Origin of the sequence: Nostoc sp. FACHB-133, assembly GCF_014698055.1 — a bacterium.
In the GTDB taxonomy this organism is placed as follows: Bacteria; Cyanobacteriota; Cyanobacteriia; order Cyanobacteriales; family Nostocaceae; genus Nostoc.
Genome location: NZ_JACJSH010000046.1, coordinates 23430 through 42833, shown reverse-complemented (window position 1 = coordinate 42833; position 19404 = coordinate 23430). Strand labels below are relative to the sequence as shown.

The window sequence follows — 19404 nt, the reverse complement described above, 5'->3', positions numbered from 1 at the left end:
AAGTTACCTTCACACGGATACTCATCACTCCTAACGCAGCAAAAGTGTGCTGTTATTATCAATCAGTGTAAGAGTTCCACCAGTGGCCATGCCTGGGTTGGACTGTGCTGATGCACTATAAGTCTCAATATAGCGACGCACTTCTAATGGAAACTGGGGATAGTCTAATACTGCATCTCCATCGGCAATAGTTGCCCAGAAGTCTCGCAAACTAGGAGCTAATCTTTTCGCCTGTGATACTGGTAAGTTTAATGGAGAATGAGTTAGTAGCTTGACTAAAAAGGGAAAAGAGCGATCGCCCATCCATTGCCGCGATGAGTGTTGCAAGTCGGGAAAATCAGGCACTGACTCTACCCGATGGGATACAATTTGCAACGATTCTTTACCTTGGTTATCCCGATGAAACTCTAGCACCCGATAAGGGTGAGGATAGCTCACTAAAGAACCAGTGGTAATATCATATACTCCATCTGAGTAAGCAATATCCTGAACGTGCAAGTGCCCCGTAAATACTAGCTTGACTCCGTAGCGCCTCAGCAACTGTAACAGTTCTGCTGAATTGGATAACATATAGCGATTTGCCAGTGGATGGTTCGCTTGATTGGGTAAATGCTCGACCACATTATGATGCACCATCACCAAAACTAATTCATCAACAGATGCCGCCAGCACCTCTTCTAACCACCGTAGCTGTTTGGCATCCAAACACCCCACTTGCTCACCCTGGTCATTAAAGAAGTTAGAATTCAGTCCAATCAGCTTAACTCCAGGGAGTAACTGACGAATGTAGTACATTTGCTGCGGATCTTCATAGCCAAACTTTGTGTAATAGTAGGGAAAATCCGCAAAAGCGATTGATTGTTGATCGGCCAACATCACGGGAACGTCATGATTACCAGGAACAACATAGACGGGAAAAGGTAGCTTGGCTAAACATTGTTTTAACCAGGCGTGGTTCTCTGGTTCGCCGTGCTGGGTTAAATCTCCTGGCAACAATAAGAAATCTAAATCGAGTTGTATTAAATGTTCCAGTACACTTTGAAACGCCGATATACTGACTTCTACCAGATGAAAACGGCTAGGATGATCCCAGATTGTGTGAGGAAGTGCCAGGTGCAAGTCGCTGACTACCGCAAAGCGAAAATTGAGAGTCATTGATTTATGAAAATGTTAAAAGCAGGGGTTAAAATAAGCCTTTTCCCAAAAGTATAACGCTTGGTTTGTTTCGCTGCTCAGGAGTACATCTACTTAATATTTGTATACATTAAGCATTGATTACACGCTATGGTGACAATTAATTTCGAGGCTGAATATAACCATTAATCTGCAAAAACTATCGGAGATTTGATTTTAAAGATTTAATAATCAACGATTAAATAACTGAGCGATCGCTTCTATCTGCACGCAAACAATTCAATATTGTTAGCAGCACGAAATCGGTAAGCGTAGCCCTTCTCTACCAGAGGCTGCGCTCAGGAACCACCTGTCGTAGACATTGCTTTGTTTCTTGGCTTCTCTGCTACTCCCCTTTTCGGTAAAATAACTTAGCAGATCAGCAAGGAACAGGTTCAGAATCATGGCTCAAGCTAGTATTGGGATTATTGGTGGCAGTGGTCTGTATAAAATGGACGCGCTCAAAGATGTCGAAGAGGTACATATCCAAACTCCCTTTGGTTCACCATCTGATGCTTTGATTCTGGGAACTTTGGATGGGACACGGGTAGCTTTTTTGGCGCGTCATGGCCGCAATCACACGCTGTTACCCTCTGAGTTACCGTTTCGCGCTAATATCTATGCGATGAAGCAATTGGGTGTGGAGTATTTAATTTCAGCTAGTGCTGTAGGTTCCTTGAAAGCAGAGGCGAAACCACTGGATATGGTGGTGCCAGATCAGTTTATTGACAGAACGAAAAATCGGATTTCAACGTTTTTTGGTGAGGGAATTGTAGCTCACATTGCCTTTGGCGATCCGATTTGTAAGAACTTGGCTGCTGTATTGGCAGATGCGATCGCATCTCTCAATTTACCAGAAGTTACTCTCCATCGCGGCGGCACTTATGTGTGCATGGAAGGGCCAGCTTTTTCCACTAAGGCAGAATCGAATCTTTACCGTAGTTGGGATGCAACAATCATTGGAATGACGAATTTACCAGAGGCGAAGTTGGCAAGAGAAGCGGAAATTGCTTATGCAACTTTAGCGCTGGTGACAGATTATGATTGTTGGCATCCAGACCATGACAGTGTGACGGTGGAATTGGTAATTGGCAATTTGCTGCGGAATGCTGTGAATGCTCAAAAGGTGATTCAAGAAACTGTGCGGCGCTTGAGTGAAAATCCCCCACCGAGTGAGGCGCATTCGGCGTTGCAGTATGCGATTTTGACTCCGTTGGATAAAGCACCAGCAGCGACAAAGGAAAAGTTAGGGTTATTGTTGCAGAAGTATTTGTAATATTGGTGGTGAATTAGCAATGTCTACAACGTATTTTCTCAGATTACATCAAGAGCTAATACTGTTGGGTTAAGGCAAGAGACACGATTTATCACCATCTCTACGAAAAACTGATTATTGTAGAGACGGCGATTTATCGCGTCTTTGTGATGATTTATCACAAAGACGCGATATAGAATTTTCATTATTTTATTAAAAACCTTAACCGAACCGTATTAGAGCAAAAGCGATCGCTACAACGGGTGGTTCCTGAGCGCAGCCTCTCGTAGAGAAGGGCTACACTTACGCACTATCAGATTCTTCAGTGACGTACCATTATTATAAAATCATATAAGTGATAACACGTAAACATATAAGCTTTCATCAACAAAGGCATGAGTTTCATCAACAAACGCATAAATTTCGTTATGAAGCTTTGCTTGTTCGTGGTGTCTGACAGATTTATTCTAAGTTGGGGCTGCTCATTACAGAAATCTCTTTGCGTAGCTCAATCAAAGACCTCTCCCTGGTTTTACTAAGCAAAATCGTCCCTCTCCGAGTCGGAGAGAAACTTGAACTTTATTTCAAGGCAGGGAGAGGTTTATTACCTGCGTGTACCAATATCATCACATAGATGGCGATCGTTCTTACTCACATTGGGGTTATTTTGCAAATAATCGCGCACCCAAGTACAACCCTTAACCATTAAATCATCCAAATTGAGATTCCACAGTATCACCGTCTTGTCTAAACTTCCAGAGGCAATGGTTTGACCGTCGGGGCTAAATGCCACGCCCGAAACCTCACTGCTATGACCTTGGAGAGTTTGTAAAAGTTGCCCGTTGCGATTCCACAGCTTCACCGTCTTGTCATAACTTGCAGAGGCAATGGTTTGACCGTCGGGGCTAAATGCCACGCCAAAAACCCAATAACTATGACCTTGGAGAGTTTGTAAGAGTTGCCCGTTGCGATTCCACAGCTTCACCGTCTTGTCTAAACTTCCAGAGGCAATGTTTTGACCGTCGGGGCTAAATGCCACGCCATAAACCGAATCGCTATGACCTTGGAGAGTTTGTAAGAGTTGCCCGTTGCGATTCCACAACTTTACCGTCTTGTCTGCACTGGCAGAGGCAATGGTTTTACCGTCGGGGCTAAATGCCACGCCCGAAACCTCACTGCTATGACCTTGGAGAGTTTGTAAGAGTTGCCCGTTGCGATTCCACAACTTCACCGTGTTGTCATAACTTGCAGAGGCAATGGTTTGACCGTCGGGGCTAAATACCACGTCCGAAACATAATTGCTATGACCCTGGAGAGTTTGTAAGAGTTGCCCGTTGCGATTCCACAACTTCACCGTGTTGTCTAAACTTCCAGAGGCAATGGTTTGACCGTCGGGGCTAAATGCCACGTCCGAAACATAATCGCTATGACCTTGGAGAGTTTGTAAGAGTTGCCCGTTGCGATTCCACAGCTTCACCGTCTTGTCATAACTTGCAGAGGCAATGGTTTGACCGTCGGGGCTAAATGCCACGCCATAAACCGAATTGCTATGACCAGTGAGAGTTTGTAAGAGTTGCCCGTTGGCATTCCACAGCTTCACCGTGTTGTCAGAACTTGCAGAGGCAATGGTTTGACCGTCGGGGCTAAATGCCACGCCCGAAACATAATTGCTATGACCCTGGAGAGTTTGTAAGACTTGTCCGTTGCGATTCCACAGCTTCACCGTCCTGTCTAAACTTCCAGAGGCAATGGTTTGACCGTCGGGGCTAAATGCCACGCTATAAACCAAACTGCTATCAGTGAGAGTTTGTAAGAGTTGCCCGTTGCGATTCCACAGCTTCACCGTCTTGTCATCACTAGCAGAGGCAATGGTTTTACCGTCGGGGCTAAATGCCACGCCCGAAACATAATTGCTATGACCCTGGAGAGTTTGTAAGAGTTGCCCGTTGCGATTCCACAGCTTCACCGTCTTGTCATCACTAGCAGAGGCAATGGTTTTACCGTCGGGGCTAAATGCCACGCCCCTAACCGAATCGCTATGACCCTGGAGAGTTTGTAAGAGTTGCCCGTTACGATTCCACAGCTTCACCGTATTGTCAGAACTTGCAGAGGCAATGGTTTGACCGTCGGGGCTAAATACCACGCCATAAACCGAACTGCTATGACCCTGGAGAGTTTGTAAGAGTTGCCCGTTGCGATTCCACACCTTCACCGTGTTGTCTAAACTTCCAGAGGCAATGGTTTTACTGTCGGGGCTAAATGCCACGCCCCTAACCGAACCACTATGACCAGTGAGAGTTTGTAAGAGTTGCCCGTTGCGATTCCACAGCTTCACCGTCTTGTCATCACTAGCAGAGGCAATGGTTTGACCGTCGGGGCTAAATGCCACGCCCCAAACCAAACTGCTATGACCTTCTAGCCGATTACGTTCTTTGATTCCATAAATTATCTGCTGGAGTGTAGCTACTACGAAAACGCGGGTATCCGATTCTACATTTTTATCTGAAGTTTTGAGTCGTTTTCCTAGCTTCAAGCCTGCTATTAAAGTATCAGGTTCTAAATTTAATGTCATCAGGTTTTGTAATTTGAGGCTTTGGGCAAGAATTTCGGCATTTATACGGCGTTTATCTGCATCGGCTTTGGCGGCAATTGCTTCCTGTTCTTTTACCTTGGCAAAATCCCGTTGCTTTTCAGCGTCTGCCTGTCTATCCTTAGCTAATTGTTCAGCAGTTTTTGTTTTATCAAGTGCAATTGCTAACTTTGTTCCCCTTTCTTCAGCTAATTGTTGTACCGACTTTGCTTCGTCCTCTCCTTTTTTAGCTCTTTTACTTTCCTGATTAGCAAAGTGCTTTTGCTTTTCTGCCTCCCGGCTTTGTTCCTCTGCTTTTTGCTGCTGTATTCGCGCATTTTCAGCCTGACGCTTTGCCTCATTGCGTTGAGTTTCTGCTTCTAGACGCTGTTGTTCTTCTCTAGTGCGGGCATTTTGGGCAGTCAAACGTTCGCCATTCACATACACAGCCACTCCCGTCATTAAAACCGAAAATATTACCAGTATCGCCACATAAGGCAGTGCAGGTTTAAGCTGTTCCCACCTATCCCGCAAGTTAAACGGCAAATGTTTATTAATCCACTTGTAATCGAATACCTGCCGATATATTTGATTCCGCACCCGCAAAACATTATTCTCTCGCCGCACCACACCCGATAGCTTCAAGTGAGATTTAGCTAAAGACTGCTCTTCATCCACAACTTCCCGCTTACCCCGGCGAATGTCACGGTAAATAGTCAAAACTTCCGGGTCTGGTGCGCGTTTGGTGAGCATATCGCGGACAAATTGCAGGTTATTGTCTTGCTCACTCATCGCACCAAAAAATGTGCTGGTCACTATGCTGTTTACATCGGCTGCCGATAAGACTCGATCCCCCCTAACCCCCCTTAAAAAGGGGGGGAGAATAGAACTATTGCTAAGGGTGGTTGGGGAAATCTCCAAACCTGGAAGTTCATTGCCCCCCTTTTTAAGGGGGGTTGGGGGGATCAAAACCAAGGCATCACAGAGACGCTGCGTTAAATATGGGTGTCCCTCTGTCCACTTCAACACCTTGCGTAATACCTGCTTGGCTTCATTGCTGGGTAATCCCAATCCCTCAGCGAAGGGTAAAGCTTCCTCAAAGGTAAAATCAGTTAAATCTACACGCTGTCCAATATTAAATGGTGTGCGTTTGGCATCGCGGATTAAATCGCCAGGAGTCGCTACCCCCATTAAGACAAAAGAAAGCCGCCCAAATTCAGGATTAGTCGCACGGGCAACATAGAGATAACGAATGGCGATAAAAAAATCATCCGTAAAATCCAGGCTGAGGGTAGAGTCAATTTCATCCACAAAAATCACAACTTGCCCCTCAACCTCAGCCAGCAAAACCTTCTCAAAAAACTGTGTCAGCCGTTGCGATACTCCCAGATGCTCGTGTTCTTGCCACCAACTCACTACATCTGTATCAAACATGAGTTGGTCTTCCAGTTTGACCAAAAAGCCAAAATACCACTGTTCGGCTGTGACATTTGCCCCTAATTCTTGGAGGTCAACAGTTACCGAGCGAATTTCTTCGTCTCTTAATGTTTCTGCCGTGCGTACCATCAGGCTAGACTTACCCATTTGGCGCGGCGTTAGCACATAGGCGAATATTGCTGACCGGCATAAACCGAGCAATTCCTCATCAGCTTGACGAGGAATGTAAATGCCACCGCCAGCCTGTACAGTCCCCCCCACAGTGTAAATGCTTGGATTAGCCACGAAGATGCTCCCGGAAATAATCGGTGTAAAGTTGACAACGCGGAAACACTACACGCCCTTCCCGGCGCACTAAACCCGCACCCCGCAAGCGAAAAAAGATGCGCTCATCTTCACAGGTGTTCTGGTGAATCACTTGGAACATACCGTGAACTAACTCCTGTTTGTTATGCAGCCGGAAAAGGTGGTTACGCAGATGATTGCCAAAGGGGCCATTATCTGCGATCGCACTGGCAAATAATTCGGTAGGATAGAAGCGATCGCTAGCAACTGAGTAAAGTGCAAGGCGTACTAAGTAAGGATGTCCACCTAGCAACGCTATTAATTGCTTTTCTTCACTAGCGTTGAAGGGTGAACCATGACGGCGGTTTAAATCAGCAACCTGTGCTGCTGTAAAATCTTCTAAATCAATTACTAGCCCAACATTAAAGGGGGATTGGTTGAGATTATCAATTAGCTGGTAGGGTTCGGTGGAAGTAACCAGCGCTAAATCTAGTTGCTTCCAGATGGGATTAGTGGCGCGGCTATTGTGCCAACTTCGCAGCATTCCAAAGAAATCAGAGCGAAAATCTGTATCAAAGACCCTTTCAACTTCATCCATTGCTAAGACAATGGGGTTGCCAAACTCCTTGAGCAAATAGCGGCCAACATAGCGAGTACAACGCTGACTATTGCCCAAAGGCATATTCCAATACTCATCAACTTTGTCAGTCATTTCCAGTTCATCGGTTAACCAAGTACAGAACTGGCGAAAGAAAAGGTCAGCATTAGTTAAGGCAGCTTTATCAAACAATTGGAAATCCAGCAAAGCAACCCGCTTCCCTGCATTCACAGCAGTATTAATTGTGCGGATTAACAGAGAACTTTTGCCCATTTGCCGGGGGCCTTTAATTGTAATTGTCACACCCTGCCGCTCAATAGTCTCTAAAGTAAGTGCATCAGATGAGCGTTCCACGTAAAAAGCAGATTGCGATTCCATTGTCCCTTCGGGCATTTCCAGGGATACAGGTTGTGCTGAAGGAAAGGGATGGGGTAGGAGTGACGGCTGACTCGTTTGGAGTAAATCTGCTTTCGATTTTTCTTCACTGATAGCCAATGCACCGCCAGAGACAGCCTGTAACAACTCTGCAATCAGGCGTGGCGTATCTTCTTCATCTTTCCAGAACGCCCAATTAATCCCATTTAAGTAAGCACTCAAGGGATACAGGAACGGTTCTTGATATGCCAGACGCACCGGGAGAATTATTGGTCGTCCTGACTGTGATTTTGCCAAGTGGTGTGCTGTCTCGATTTCTGCCACCACCATCTCGCTGCTAGTTGACAAAGCAGAAAGGAAAGTAATCAAAAAATCAGCTTGGCGGATTTCTGCTTCAATACATTCAGCCCAGCGTGTACCAACAGATATGGTTTGGTCGATAAAGACTTTGTGCTACTGCGATAGTGCTTGGAAGACTTGGAGCGCTACTGGTTCATCGGGGCTAGCATTACGCTTGTAGCTGATGAAGATGCGTTTAGCCTGTGAGTTTAACATTACTATTAACCTTGTCTTCCTTCAGCTTTTTGAGTGGAAAAGCTTATCTAATTGCGTGTCAATTTTGTACAGAAGTTGGGTAATTCTGTGCTTTGTCATCCAAGGGCATTTTTTCCCTATTTTGAGGATTAGCTGAACAAATTAGGATTTTATTCACAGCGCTATCAATTAGTTACACTTTACTACAGCGCAGTTGCAGGCAATTACCGACAGCACAAAAAAATTGCTCACGGAGTTCAAAGACTCATTAACGGAGCTAAAAGACTCATTAACGGAGCTAAAAGGCTCATTAACGGAGCTAAAAGACTCATTAACGGAGTTCAAAGACTCATTAACGGAGTTCAAAGACTCATTAACGGAGTTCAAAGGCTCATTAGAGATATGAAAAATAATGTAGAGACGTAGCAGTGCTACGTCTCTACAAGGGTTCTAGATAATGCATATTTAATTTCTAGAGATATCTATTAATAAATAAAGTTTAAGAGGATGTCTGAAAAGTTTTTTGTATACATCTAACCCTTAGAGATCCCCCTAAATCCCTCTTAAAAAGGGGGACTTTAAGACTCTTATTCCCCCCTTTTTTAAGGGGAGTTAGGGGGGATCAAGAAATATTTGATACTTCTCAGACATCCTCTAAGGGAATTAAACCCTATCTCAAACCAAAACAAAGCCTGTCTATGCAGGCTTTGTTTTAGTAGCACCAGACTAGAAGTCTGTGGGCGCTTTCAAATTTTTACAAGAATTAAATGACTAATTTCAATCAACCGCTCTCTTGACTGCATTACCAGCATCGTCAGCTGTACGCCGAACATTTCTACCAGCATCCTCAGCCCCACGCTGAACATTTGTTGTCACATCTTCGGCAGCATTCTGGGTATTTCCCTTGATATTTTCAATTCCTCGCTGAGTTCCCTTAACAACACCTTTGCGAACTTCTTCAGCTGAACTGCCGATATCTTCACCCAGGTTCTTCACTCTTTCACCAAGGGGTGTACCTTGTTTGTAATTTTCACCATACTGCCTTGGGCTGTCAACTGATTTCTGGTCAATATTTCTTTGAGCATTTTTGGCCAGTGCATCAGCTCTGTCATTAGCTGCCTTTTCATCTCTCGCTCTGGGATCTACATCACTAAAGTTATTCATCCCACCAGCAGGAGAATTCAGAGGATAATCTTTTGTAGGATCGTATCGCTTGACGTTAGGTGCTTGGGAACCTGGCTGTGGTGGCTGCGTTGCTATTCCTGGGGCACCACAAGCTTGTGTCAGAAATAAGAATATCCCTGCCAAAAAAACAGTTAAAACTTTCAAGGGACGAATGCTTTTGAGCCAATTCATTGCTTTTTTCATAGTGCTAAACTCCTTGCATTTTTGTGACTAAGTTAAACTTCAACCAAGATGGCATTTGGAATGAATTTTGCATCCCAAACATTCAGACAAAATAAGGATTCTATCTGCCTACTGCTGGATTTCTTTGTAATTCAGGTCTGCGGCTTGCTTCATCTGCCTTATTTTTCAAAAAGCCGGAAGCTTCTTCAACAGTCTCTTTTACAGTCTCAAGCCGATCTTGAACCCGATCCCCAACTTTTGGTTCATTCTGAATCAAACCACCGGGTTCAGGCTGGCGGAAGTCTTTATCTGTGATGAGTGGCAACTCTGCTTCTTTATTGATTCGACCTGCTGGTGTCTCAGCACCAGGATAAAGTATCTTAGATTCTCTATCTGCTGTAGCAATCAAAAATTCCAAACTTGGTTGTAAGCTAGCTTGGTCGCGTCCCTGACTGGCTTTTGGGTTGGCTATTTTCGGATCGGTAGACATTCTGTAGTTGCCATACTTGTCTCCACCATTCTTATAAGGATTGTTTGCTCCACCAGCTTGCACAGCAGGGTTTTGTGGATTTGCACCTTGAGCATTTGCCCCACTACAAGCAGTGCTAACTATCAACAATAGTCCAGCTAAAAAGATAGTTAATATCTGGCGCAATCTTATTTGTTTCAAGAATACTCTCACAGCGTTCACGTAGTCCTCCTTACCAAAATATTAATAAGTTAAGTGTTTGCTGAATCATTGAATTGGTCAGCAAGTTATTGTGCTTGTTTTGGTTCGCTCATTCGATAACCTCTATAAAGGATATGAATAATAAAAGGCTCTTTACCTCTAGCGCAGGCTACATTTTAATTAGTACATGAATAATATTTTTATCTAACTCTAGAGAGATATAAAATAAAGTAATATACTTTTCGTAAAAAGCACTATATCAAGCTGTTTTATACTTCAAAAGCTTTGAATAGGTAGCTGATGTACTGCAATCGTAGAGGCATTGGCCCCTTGTTGCTCAACCGTTAAATTACTAAATTCATGAAGCAATTTTTACGCTGGATAATTTTGGGCGGAACGCTGTTTTTTCTAGCAAAAGCCTTGAAAGATAATTGGATTGGAGTGACTGCTATCCGCATTGATGGGGTAGGATGGGCAATTATAGCGATCGCTACAGGCGTAACTTTACTAGCGCATACTTGGGCAGGCTGGATTTGGACTTGGATTTTGCAAGAGTTAAATCAACCTGTATCATCTCCCCAATTTATCCAAGTTTACCTAAAAACGAACATTGCTAAGTATTTACCAGGTAATATCTGGCATCATTACGGGCGAATTGTCGCCGCCAAAAATGCCAATATTTCTGCTGGTGCAGCCACTTTAAGCGTTTTGCTAGAACCCCTACTCATGCTAGCGGCTGCTTTAATCATCATTGTCTTATGCGGTAGCCAATTTGCAGCGGCTAATACTACCCTAGTTATTCAAGTACTACAATTATTGAGTTTAGCCGTAGTTCTTTGTGCAATTCATCCCCGGTTTTTAAACCCAGTTATTCGCTTTTTATACAGATTAAAAGCAAAAAAGTCTGCTGCTACAACTCAACCAACTGTTCCCTTCAGTCTTAAAAGCTACCCTTTACGCCCTTTATTAGGAGAGTTGGGCTTTATGGGACTACGCGCTACTGGGTTTATATTAACTATGTCCGCGCTGGGTTCGTTGAACGTAAATCAAATTCCTTTGTTGCTAGGGGCTTTTAGTTGCGCTTGGCTGTTAGGTTTTGTGATTCCGGGTGCGCCTGGTGGGTTAGGTGTATTTGAAGCGACTGCATATCAACTTTTGCAACATCACTTTCCAGCGGCCCTGGTATTTAGTGCGATCGCTCTATATCGCCTCATTAGTATTCTAGCTGAAACTGCGGGCGCTACCCTCGCTTACTTAGACGAACGCCTTCCTAAATAATAAATTAGGCAAAACTCATTTCGGTCTATCTACTTTCATCTGTGAAAACACACGATAACCATCCAGATTCAACTGCGGATTACTGCTTTGTTCCTCTTCCATCTTAATCAAGTTATATTCTACGTTTTCTGCATAAATTGCAAACGTAATATTAAAAATCTCCATAAAATTTATTACACCTTTGCATTCATCTTCAGAATAGTTTTCGTAAAAACGAATCAAATGAGCAATCCGAGTTTCTAAATGACGACGGGAATTATTACAAATTAGAATTATTTTTAAAAGTATAATTACCAATGTTAGAGCATGACCTTGACTAATTAATAATATAAATAATGATGAAGGTTCCTTGCCGTTTTCTATTGTCAAGTAATCGATGACTCGATTACAGGTTCTCAAAAACAATTCTTTAGTGATAACTTCCTGATTACAATCCTTCTTCCATGATGATAAAACATCTATAAACTGCTGCTTCCAAACCTCAACTGATTCTTGCTTGCCTACAGAAAGAAATAGATATTTTTCGAGATTAGTTTTAAATTGTTCTAGAGTTTGATTTTGAGTCTGTTTGATAAATATATGAGCAATATTCTCATGGCTAAAAACCCCTCTTTTTAAAACAATTGCTTTGATTAAACGTAGAGCCTGGTCTCCCAAAACACTAGGATTTTTATAGCGTGCTGTGCTTGAAACTGTAGATTGAGAACGAGCAATATACATTGCCAGTTCAAACTTAAATTTTTCTTTTATCTGTTTAGAAAGCTTTCTAGCAGCCTCTTGTTGCTCTATGGGATTATTTTTATTAACAGATTGATCGATTAATAAATAAGAACTATAGCGATTAGCCCAATGACCTTTAGATGATTCATCATATTTAGCAGCAAATAATTTCAATTCTTGGTAGTCTTTGCTGTTGACAAAATTCTCTAACCAAGTCTTGCAAATCTTTATTACTGGATCGTTATTGTCTTTGACTTTGAGATTTTCATTAACAAATAAATTAACTAATTCTTGGATATATTTATCTTTTCGATTAGTCTTCCAATTATTAACTATAATGTAGCAACACCGCTTGAGTGTATTACATAGTTCTTGCTCATTATCATCTAAAAAAATACCATATATCCCAGGAATATAATCTGATTCTTCTGAATCAAGACCGTCTATAAATAAACCTTTGAATTCTCGTAAAACATCATCTGGTGACAGTTTTTTGACAATTTCCACGAAGAAGCTATAAACTTCTTCTTGTGCAATTTGCACATTTATCTGTCTAGAGTTAGACGTAACACTATGGGGATTTTCCTGACTAATTGATAAACTATTAGCGTTCATTCTAGTTATCAGGACAAAAAGGCTTCCTGTTCATATTATTACAAGCTTAACCTTGGTGCACACTAGCATCAATCTATTCTTCTGAAATTCAGTGATTTTTTTACATAAATTTGATAAAGTCCCACCATAAATAAAGTATTAAATCTAAATTGTTTAATACTTCATCAAAACCCCCGGTGAAATTACTTAGTCTCAATAATTAGAAGAGTATCCCTTGGACGGCAAATTACTTTACAGCCAAGCATTATATGAACTTTACTATGAAGATTATGAGATCCGGCTACAAACCTTCCTTGATGAACAAGCATTGTTAGACGAAGAGTAGGGCATTACGGATAAATCTATTTGTGTAAAATAAAGTGCAGCAGGGATTTTTCTATATGAAAGTGTGCGAGTCATCCAATCCAGGAGTTTCCCCACAATGATCGCAGCCAAAGGCAACGCCCCCCACCTCACCCCAGACGAGTACTTTGCCTGGGAAGCAACCCAACTGGAAAAGCACGAGTATATCAACGGCGAAGTTTACGCCATGACTGGCGGCAGCGTCAATCACGGTCGTATCGCCATCCGCTTCACCGCCATGTTCGACAGCCACTTAGAAAATACAGGTTGCATCACCGGAAATTCTGATGTCAAAGTCAATATATTTGGCAGCAATAACTATACCTACCCAGATGCCAGCGTTACCTGCGACGATCGCGATAAAACCACAACCCAATATATTACCTACCCCTGCCTCATTGTCGAAGTCCTCTCTGCCAGCACCGAAGCCTACGACAGAGGCGGGAAATTCCGAATGTACCGCCAAAACCCAGCCTTAATTGATTACCTACTAGTCAGTTCCACCAGCACCGAAATCGACCTGTATCACAAAAACGATGCAGGCGACTGGTTGATTATCAACTACAAAGCAGGCGACACAATCGAACTCAAAAGCATTAACTTCAATTTCCCCATTGAACAAGTCTATCGCGGTTTAACCCTTGAACCAGGGCATGGGGAATAGAATAAAAGCATTCCCATTACCCATTCCCTTCTACCTATTGCCCAATATGCTAACCCTAGAAATAGCCATTCAAAAAATCCAAGTAAAACAAGCTGTTAGGCAAGTTCACACTGAAGGTATTTATCCTAGTGAGGTAGCTATTTCAAGGCTATTGGCTAAACCAGGATGTTTTCGCGACAAAATAGTTAGCGCTGCTTTAAGGGCAGCGCGAAGAGAAATTTGTTTGGAACCATAACCTTGCCACTCTTTATTGGAAGCATAAGCTTACCGTTGCGGCAAAGTTATAGGTAAAGTCACAATAAAAGCTTTTTGGCATTTTCAATTTTTAGTGGGGGTGGAGGGACTTGAACCCACACGACCTTTTACGGTCAACGGATTTTCATCCTCCCGCAGTTTTCACTGCTACCTGATGGCAATAGCCAAATCAGGTTTTGAGAATTGGACTCTCCCTTTACCCTCGACTTTACGTTAGGGTAGCTCCCGTCGGGTCTCTGCACCTTCCCTCAATTTTGGGTTTTGGATTTTAAATTTTGGATTGAAAACTAATCCAAATCTAAAATCGCAAATCTAAAATTTTCGGGCTTGGCTCAGGATTGCCATGTCTGTCACCAGATTTAGGTTTCCCTGAGTTTGAGAGCTTCCACTTGAGGGATTTCTCCTTCAAGGCTCAGTTATCTAAGTCCGTAGCGTCTACCATTCCGCCACACCCCCGCAGGTGTTCGTTAATTAACTAGTATAGACCTAGTTATTTTTTGGAGGCAGCAAATACCGCCTTATCTATTCCACCATCAATTGTGTCTTTTGTCCAACTAGATTGAAAATATTTTTTCTAGATTGTGCGATCGCTTCCCAAATCGGAAGTTTTATTCGTAATCAACCTAGATGAGTTTCTCATCTCGTGTGACTAAAGCATTTGTTTGCTAGTAGATTTACGATAATAGCACAAAATTAGCTTTTATCAATCAATTTGGATAAAAAAAGGAATTATGGCGTAATGATATTGAAAGCATCATGATTATACTTCCCTCAGTTTGGCTCTTCAGCCTATGATGGAAAACAGATGCTTAGACCAAAAAAGTTATGATTGTCGCCCTGCTATATCTGATTTTGGCTGGAGCTTACCTTCTGGTAATCCCCATTGCTGTATTGTTCTACCTGAAGCAGCGTTGGTATGTAGCTAGCTCCATCGAGCGTTTGTTGATGTACTTTTTGGTGTTTTTCTTTTTTCCAGGTTTGTTGGTTCTATCGCCGTTTGTAAATTTCCGACCCCAACGGCGACAAGTTCAAGTTTAACGATAATTGGTAGGTCATAACTCTCATGCGACGGATTGACGCTATTGGAATTGGCTTAGGTGTTTTTATTGCCGGCGGCTTGGCTTATGTAATATTGCAGCTAGTCGGTTTGGACACTCAGAAAGCTGGTATATGGAGCCAAGTCTTACTAGTCAGTGGTTTAATTGGCTGGTTAGCGACCTATTTTTTCCGTGCGGTGGGACAAAAAATGACCTACCACCAACAACGGGAACAGTACGAGCAAGACTTTCTGCAAAAGCGGCTAGATGAGCTTACTCCAGAAGAGCTAGCACGAATTCAAGCTGAAATAGAACAAGAAGAGCAATCACAGGTGTAAAGTTATCATTGGTTAGTTGTTATTTGTCCTTTGTCATTAGTCATTTGTCCTTTACTAATGACCAATGACTAATGACTACTGACCAATGACCACTGACTATTGACACCTGACTCAAATGACTGCAATTTCTGATTGCTTTGAAACCCTTGGGCGGAATCATGAGTGCGCTCTGATTCCGTTTATTACTGCTGGCGATCCAGATTTAGAAACAACAGCAAAAGCTTTGCAGGTTCTAGATCAAAGTGGAGCCGATATTATTGAACTGGGCATACCTTATTCCGATCCTCTAGCTGATGGGCCAGTAATTCAAGCTGCTGCTACCCGCGCTCTACAAAGGGGAACAAAATTGGAGCAAGTACTGGAAATGTTGCAAGGCATTACTCCCAAATTGCGATCGCCTATTATTCTATTTACTTACTACAACCCAATCTTGCACCGGGGAATTGATAAGTTTCTCCAGGAAATAGCTGCGGCTGGGGTAGCAGGATTAGTAGTACCAGATTTGCCCTTGGAAGAAGCAGCAGGCTTGCTCGAACCAGCTAAGAAGATGGGAATTGATGTAATCTTATTGGTAGCTCCCACCAGTGATGCTAAACGAATAGAAGCGATCGCTCATTCTTCACAAGGATTTATTTATTTAGTCAGCGTCACTGGGGTTACAGGAATGCGATCGCAACTGGAAAACCGCGTGTCCGATTTACTCAAACAAATTCGTGGTGTTACTGATAAACCCATTGGTGTAGGCTTTGGTATCTCCGAAGCCGCCCAAGCGCGTCAGGTAAAGGAATGGGGAGCAGATGCGGCGATCGTGGGTAGCGCTGTTGTCAAACGGTTAGCAGAAGGTACACCAGAGCAAGGACTAAATGCGATCGCTCAATTTTGCCAAAGTCTCAAAGCAGCAATCAAAACCAGCACAAATACTCCTCTTGATTAGAACGGAAAAGTAGATTAAAAAGTATAACAGCGTAGTTTTTCTATCCTTGTTTGGTAGACAATTTGACCATTATGGTTTTGAATATTAACATCAGATATCATGATGTAAAAAAACTAGCTGATACGGTCGCTTATAGTTTGAGTATTATGTGAAGTCAAGTAGGCATAATTTATGAGTGTGAGTGTGAGAGTGAGTCAGTCACAAATGATTATAGTTACGTCGCAATTGAGGAGCAAAGGCGATGAGTGAGAGTATGGCGTTTATCGGCGGGGTCGCCGTAGCTGGGCTGGCGGCTCTCGTATTGCTCAAAGGAACAAATACCCCGCTACAACCTAATTTTGCTGTTGCTCCGCAAATGCCAGGGGTAGTAGCGCCGGGAATACAGCCACAAATGTATCCTTACGGCCCTTATGGGCAACCAATGTATCCCAATCCTAATCAGCCACCAACCGCTACCAGTGCTGACCAACGTCTGGAAATGGAAAAGCTGAATACGCAGATGCAGCTGGAGCGTTTAAAAAACGACAATGAACAGTTGAAGTTGCAAAATCAACAACTCCAAGGACAAGTTCAAAATTTCAATACTCAGCAGCAGTGGCAACAAGCCCAGCAGTATAACCAACAAAAAGTAGCAGCACTCCAGCCGCAAACTTCTTGGTGGTCTTCACCCATGCTTTGGGCTGTGGGAGGCGCAACTCTGACTATTGGTGGTGGTGTTGTTGTCGCTGGAGTATTGGCTTTGTTCTCGCCACGGCAGCGTCCAGCCCGTACTGTACAAGTGATTCACCCTTACCAAGGAAATACACCGCCCTTGGTTCCAGTTCGTCGCGCTGAGTTTTTGCCGGCTTCGCGGATGGAAGCAAGACGAGTTGAAGCCCCAGAATACGACGAAATGCACTAATCGGGAAAATCAAATAACAGATAATCAAATAGAGGGTGGAAGGAGGCGAGAGTCGCTTATCTCTTTCCACCCTTATCCATGTCCGATTATCATTTTCAATCAGACTATTTTGAGTATTTTAATTCGTCAAAGGTAACTATTTTTGGTAAGGCTTGGGTCATAATAATTGATTACTGTGGGTTTGCCTTAATATTGGGATTCTCTGTATTAGCAGGTTGTTTAGTATCGGGAATTTTTTGTTGGGTACTCTTAGAATTACCTTGATTTTTTAGTTGAGTTAGTGCCTGTTTTGCCAGATTTTCGGCTGCTTGTTTAAATAATGGTTCTATTTTGTTTCGCCAGTATTTAGTATTAGGCAATTTTTCTGGATGGTTTCTATAATCTAAAACTTTATCCCATTTCCCATCATCTATTGCTTTGTTGATCTCATTAGATAACGCCTCTGCTTTCGCCCAATCATCTTGCCACTGGGCAATCATTTTGCCCGTCTCTTGGATACCAGAAGCAGCATTTGCTGGAATTGATTTTAAAAGTGCGATCGCTCCAACTATATCCCCTGAATCATACTTCTGTTTTGCTTGTTCTATAATATTGGCACTGTTATCAATAGGCTGCGATCGTTCTGATTTATCCACATCGTCAGTTGAACCCTTCGGCTTTTCTGCTAAGGGAGTTGCTACATCCTTAGATTTTGCTTTTGGCTTGGGAGTCGGTCGAGTAGCAATCAAGCTACTATCATTTACTGTCTTAGTTGCAATACCTTTATAGCGCAGGCAAGAAGCCCATTCTTGATTATTGATGATCACGGCCGGGTGTGCCCAAGCTAAACGACCAGATTTAAGTTTAACTTCTATCCAACCTCGTTTTGTCCGCTTACCTGTTACCTCGAAACTGGTGTTATCGGCAACTGTTTGCAAAATATTATCAGAATTTATCGAACTAGGTTCAGAACGGATATTAGAATTTCCGACGACCACAGCCGAGCATTTGTTTACTAAAGTAGTATCCTTACCTGTAAGATTTAAAGCTAAATTTTTCACATTTGGATATACATTTGCTACCAAGGCAGCCGCACCACCCGCTAATAATATGCCAATTAATATTGGCCATGGGTCAGATTTACCAGAGTCTTTACGGGCAGGTTTGACAGGATTTGCTGGCGCAACTGCAACCGTTTGTAGCCGAGATACTTGAGGTTGGGAAAGTTTAGGTACAGGATTAATCGCATCTTTACAGGCTTGCAGTGCTTCCGTGGCGTTTTGATAGCGGTCTTTGAAGTGATAACGCACCATCTTCGTCAACACTGCCGCCAGCCGGTAGTTTACGTTTATTGATTGCTGCCAAATAATTTCGCCTGTTTCTGGGTCTTCTTGCAATGCTGTTGGCAATAATCCTGTTAGTGCTTGAATGGCGATGATGCCGAGGGAATAAATATCACTGTTGGGGCGGGGTTTACCTTGCCCTTGTTCTGTGGGCATATAGCCAGGAGTACCAATAACGACTGTGGCAGATGCTTGTCCCCCTACTATTACCATCTGTGTACGCAGTTGCTTCACTGCCCCAAAGTCCACTAAAACTAACTTATTATCTGAAGCACGACGGATAATATTATCCGGTTTGATGTCCCGATGAATAACGCCTTGGCTGTGGACAAATTCGAGAATTTCCAGAACTTCTTGTAATAGTTGAATTACTTGGCTTTCACTCCAGCGTTTACCAGGTGTAAGTTCTTCCGCTAGGGTATGTCCTTCAATATATTCTTGTACTAAATAAAATTCTTGGTTTTCATCAAAGTACGCTAGTAGCCTGGGTATTTGGTCATGGTTGCCCAGTTTTTCTAAGGTTTCGGCTTCGCTGTTGAACAGGCGTTTAGCAGTATCAAAAACTCTGGGGTCAGTTCCGGGTTTGAGGTGCTTGACAACGCAAATGGGGTTGCCGGGCCGCCTAGTATCTTGGGCAATATAAGTTTGACCAAATCCTCCCATTGCGAGGACTCGAATTACTTGGTAACGATGGTCTAGTAGCTTGCCGATCATATTCCCTCCCCAGAGTTATTACCTAATTGTCCAGCTGGTAA

At 42.9% G+C, this 19404-nt stretch carries 15 protein-coding genes; 8 read left to right on the top strand and 7 right to left on the bottom strand.

Annotation, left to right across the window (positions count from 1 at the left end; translation table 11 throughout):
* Positions 1-30: 30 nt before the first annotated feature.
* Positions 31-1155 (bottom strand): metallophosphoesterase family protein, encoded by a 1125-nt coding sequence (locus tag H6G86_RS27785; protein WP_190937016.1) that lies wholly within the window; start codon positions 1153-1155, stop codon positions 31-33.
* Between the two features lie 421 nt (positions 1156-1576).
* Between H6G86_RS27785 and H6G86_RS27780 the strand changes: the two genes are divergently transcribed.
* On the top strand, positions 1577-2449 hold the full coding sequence (locus H6G86_RS27780) for an S-methyl-5'-thioadenosine phosphorylase (RefSeq protein ID WP_190937015.1): 873 nt from the start codon (positions 1577-1579) through the stop codon (positions 2447-2449).
* Between the two features lie 583 nt (positions 2450-3032).
* Here H6G86_RS27780 and H6G86_RS27770 read toward each other — a convergent pair.
* The 4 genes from H6G86_RS27770 to H6G86_RS27755 all read right to left on the bottom strand — a co-directional run bounded on the left by H6G86_RS27770 (position 3033) and on the right by H6G86_RS27755 (position 10264).
* Complete coding sequence (locus tag H6G86_RS27770) at positions 3033-6719, bottom strand: WD40 domain-containing protein (protein WP_190937013.1); 3687 nt, start codon at positions 6717-6719, stop codon at positions 3033-3035.
* Entirely contained in the window at positions 6712-8133 is a 1422-nt protein-coding gene (locus H6G86_RS27765) for an AAA-like domain-containing protein (RefSeq protein WP_313931465.1), read from the bottom strand. The genes H6G86_RS27770 and H6G86_RS27765 overlap by 8 nt, the downstream gene beginning before the upstream one ends.
* Positions 8134-9003: 870 nt before the next feature.
* Positions 9004-9594 carry a hypothetical protein gene (locus tag H6G86_RS27760; RefSeq protein ID WP_179075343.1) on the bottom strand — a complete coding sequence of 197 codons (591 nt, stop codon included), beginning with the start codon at positions 9592-9594 and terminating at the stop codon, positions 9004-9006.
* Between the two features lie 100 nt (positions 9595-9694).
* Positions 9695-10264: a DUF6658 family protein gene (locus H6G86_RS27755; protein ID WP_190937012.1), complete on the bottom strand. Its 570-nt coding sequence runs from the start codon at positions 10262-10264 to the stop codon at positions 9695-9697.
* Positions 10265-10603: 339 nt separating this feature from the next.
* Between H6G86_RS27755 and H6G86_RS27750 the strand changes: the two genes are divergently transcribed.
* The gene (locus H6G86_RS27750; RefSeq protein ID WP_190937011.1) at positions 10604-11521 is read left to right on the top strand and encodes a lysylphosphatidylglycerol synthase transmembrane domain-containing protein; all 918 of its coding nucleotides are present in this window, start codon (positions 10604-10606) and stop codon (positions 11519-11521) included.
* A gap of 15 nt (positions 11522-11536) precedes the next feature.
* On the opposite strand, the gene H6G86_RS27745 is transcribed toward H6G86_RS27750, so the two are convergent.
* A complete protein-coding gene (locus H6G86_RS27745) occupies positions 11537-12856 on the bottom strand; it encodes a Sll1247 family protein (RefSeq protein WP_190937010.1) in 1320 nt (439 codons plus the stop codon).
* 421 nt (positions 12857-13277) lie between these two features.
* Between H6G86_RS27745 and H6G86_RS27740 the strand changes: the two genes are divergently transcribed.
* From H6G86_RS27740 to H6G86_RS27715, 6 genes are all read left to right on the top strand, one after another.
* Complete coding sequence (locus tag H6G86_RS27740) at positions 13278-13862, top strand: Uma2 family endonuclease (protein WP_190937009.1); 585 nt, start codon at positions 13278-13280, stop codon at positions 13860-13862.
* Complete coding sequence (locus H6G86_RS27735) at positions 13852-14097, top strand: hypothetical protein (protein WP_190937008.1); 246 nt, start codon at positions 13852-13854, stop codon at positions 14095-14097. Before H6G86_RS27740 ends, H6G86_RS27735 begins: the two co-directional genes overlap by 11 nt.
* A gap of 845 nt (positions 14098-14942) precedes the next feature.
* The gene (ndhL, locus tag H6G86_RS27730; protein WP_185581107.1) at positions 14943-15155 is read left to right on the top strand and encodes an NAD(P)H-quinone oxidoreductase subunit L; all 213 of its coding nucleotides are present in this window, start codon (positions 14943-14945) and stop codon (positions 15153-15155) included.
* Between the two features lie 25 nt (positions 15156-15180).
* Positions 15181-15492, top strand: coding sequence for a DUF3007 family protein (locus tag H6G86_RS27725; protein ID WP_012412811.1), 312 nt, complete (start codon positions 15181-15183; stop codon positions 15490-15492).
* 115 nt (positions 15493-15607) lie between these two features.
* A complete protein-coding gene (trpA, locus tag H6G86_RS27720; protein WP_190937007.1) occupies positions 15608-16426 on the top strand; it encodes a tryptophan synthase subunit alpha in 819 nt (272 codons plus the stop codon).
* A 241-nt stretch (positions 16427-16667) separates the two neighbouring features.
* On the top strand, positions 16668-17327 hold the full coding sequence (locus H6G86_RS27715; protein ID WP_174709225.1) for a heterocyst differentiation related protein: 660 nt from the start codon (positions 16668-16670) through the stop codon (positions 17325-17327).
* Positions 17328-17497: 170 nt separating this feature from the next.
* Here the strand turns inward: H6G86_RS27715 and H6G86_RS27710 are convergent, their stop codons facing one another.
* Complete coding sequence (locus H6G86_RS27710) at positions 17498-19363, bottom strand: serine/threonine protein kinase (protein WP_190937006.1); 1866 nt, start codon at positions 19361-19363, stop codon at positions 17498-17500.
* Positions 19364-19404 lie beyond the last annotated feature (41 nt).

Excerpts from the sequence above, each read along its gene's own strand:
- H6G86_RS27785 (WP_190937016.1), bottom strand. The coding sequence starts at position 1,155 with ATGACTCTCAATTTTCGCTTTGCGGTAGTCAGCGACTTGCACCTGGCA.
- H6G86_RS27780 (WP_190937015.1), top strand. The coding sequence starts at position 1,577 with ATGGCTCAAGCTAGTATTGGGATTATTGGTGGCAGTGGTCTGTATAAA.
- H6G86_RS27760 (WP_179075343.1), bottom strand. The coding sequence starts at position 9,594 with ATGAAAAAAGCAATGAATTGGCTCAAAAGCATTCGTCCCTTGAAAGTT.
- H6G86_RS27750 (WP_190937011.1), top strand. The coding sequence starts at position 10,604 with ATGAAGCAATTTTTACGCTGGATAATTTTGGGCGGAACGCTGTTTTTT.
- H6G86_RS27745 (WP_190937010.1), bottom strand. The coding sequence starts at position 12,856 with ATGAACGCTAATAGTTTATCAATTAGTCAGGAAAATCCCCATAGTGTT.
- H6G86_RS27740 (WP_190937009.1), top strand. The coding sequence starts at position 13,278 with ATGATCGCAGCCAAAGGCAACGCCCCCCACCTCACCCCAGACGAGTAC.
- H6G86_RS27735 (WP_190937008.1), top strand. The coding sequence starts at position 13,852 with ATGGGGAATAGAATAAAAGCATTCCCATTACCCATTCCCTTCTACCTA.
- ndhL (WP_185581107.1), top strand. The coding sequence starts at position 14,943 with ATGATTGTCGCCCTGCTATATCTGATTTTGGCTGGAGCTTACCTTCTG.
- H6G86_RS27725 (WP_012412811.1), top strand. The coding sequence starts at position 15,181 with ATGCGACGGATTGACGCTATTGGAATTGGCTTAGGTGTTTTTATTGCC.
- trpA (WP_190937007.1), top strand. The coding sequence starts at position 15,608 with ATGACTGCAATTTCTGATTGCTTTGAAACCCTTGGGCGGAATCATGAG.
- H6G86_RS27715 (WP_174709225.1), top strand. The coding sequence starts at position 16,668 with ATGAGTGAGAGTATGGCGTTTATCGGCGGGGTCGCCGTAGCTGGGCTG.
- H6G86_RS27710 (WP_190937006.1), bottom strand. The coding sequence starts at position 19,363 with ATGATCGGCAAGCTACTAGACCATCGTTACCAAGTAATTCGAGTCCTC.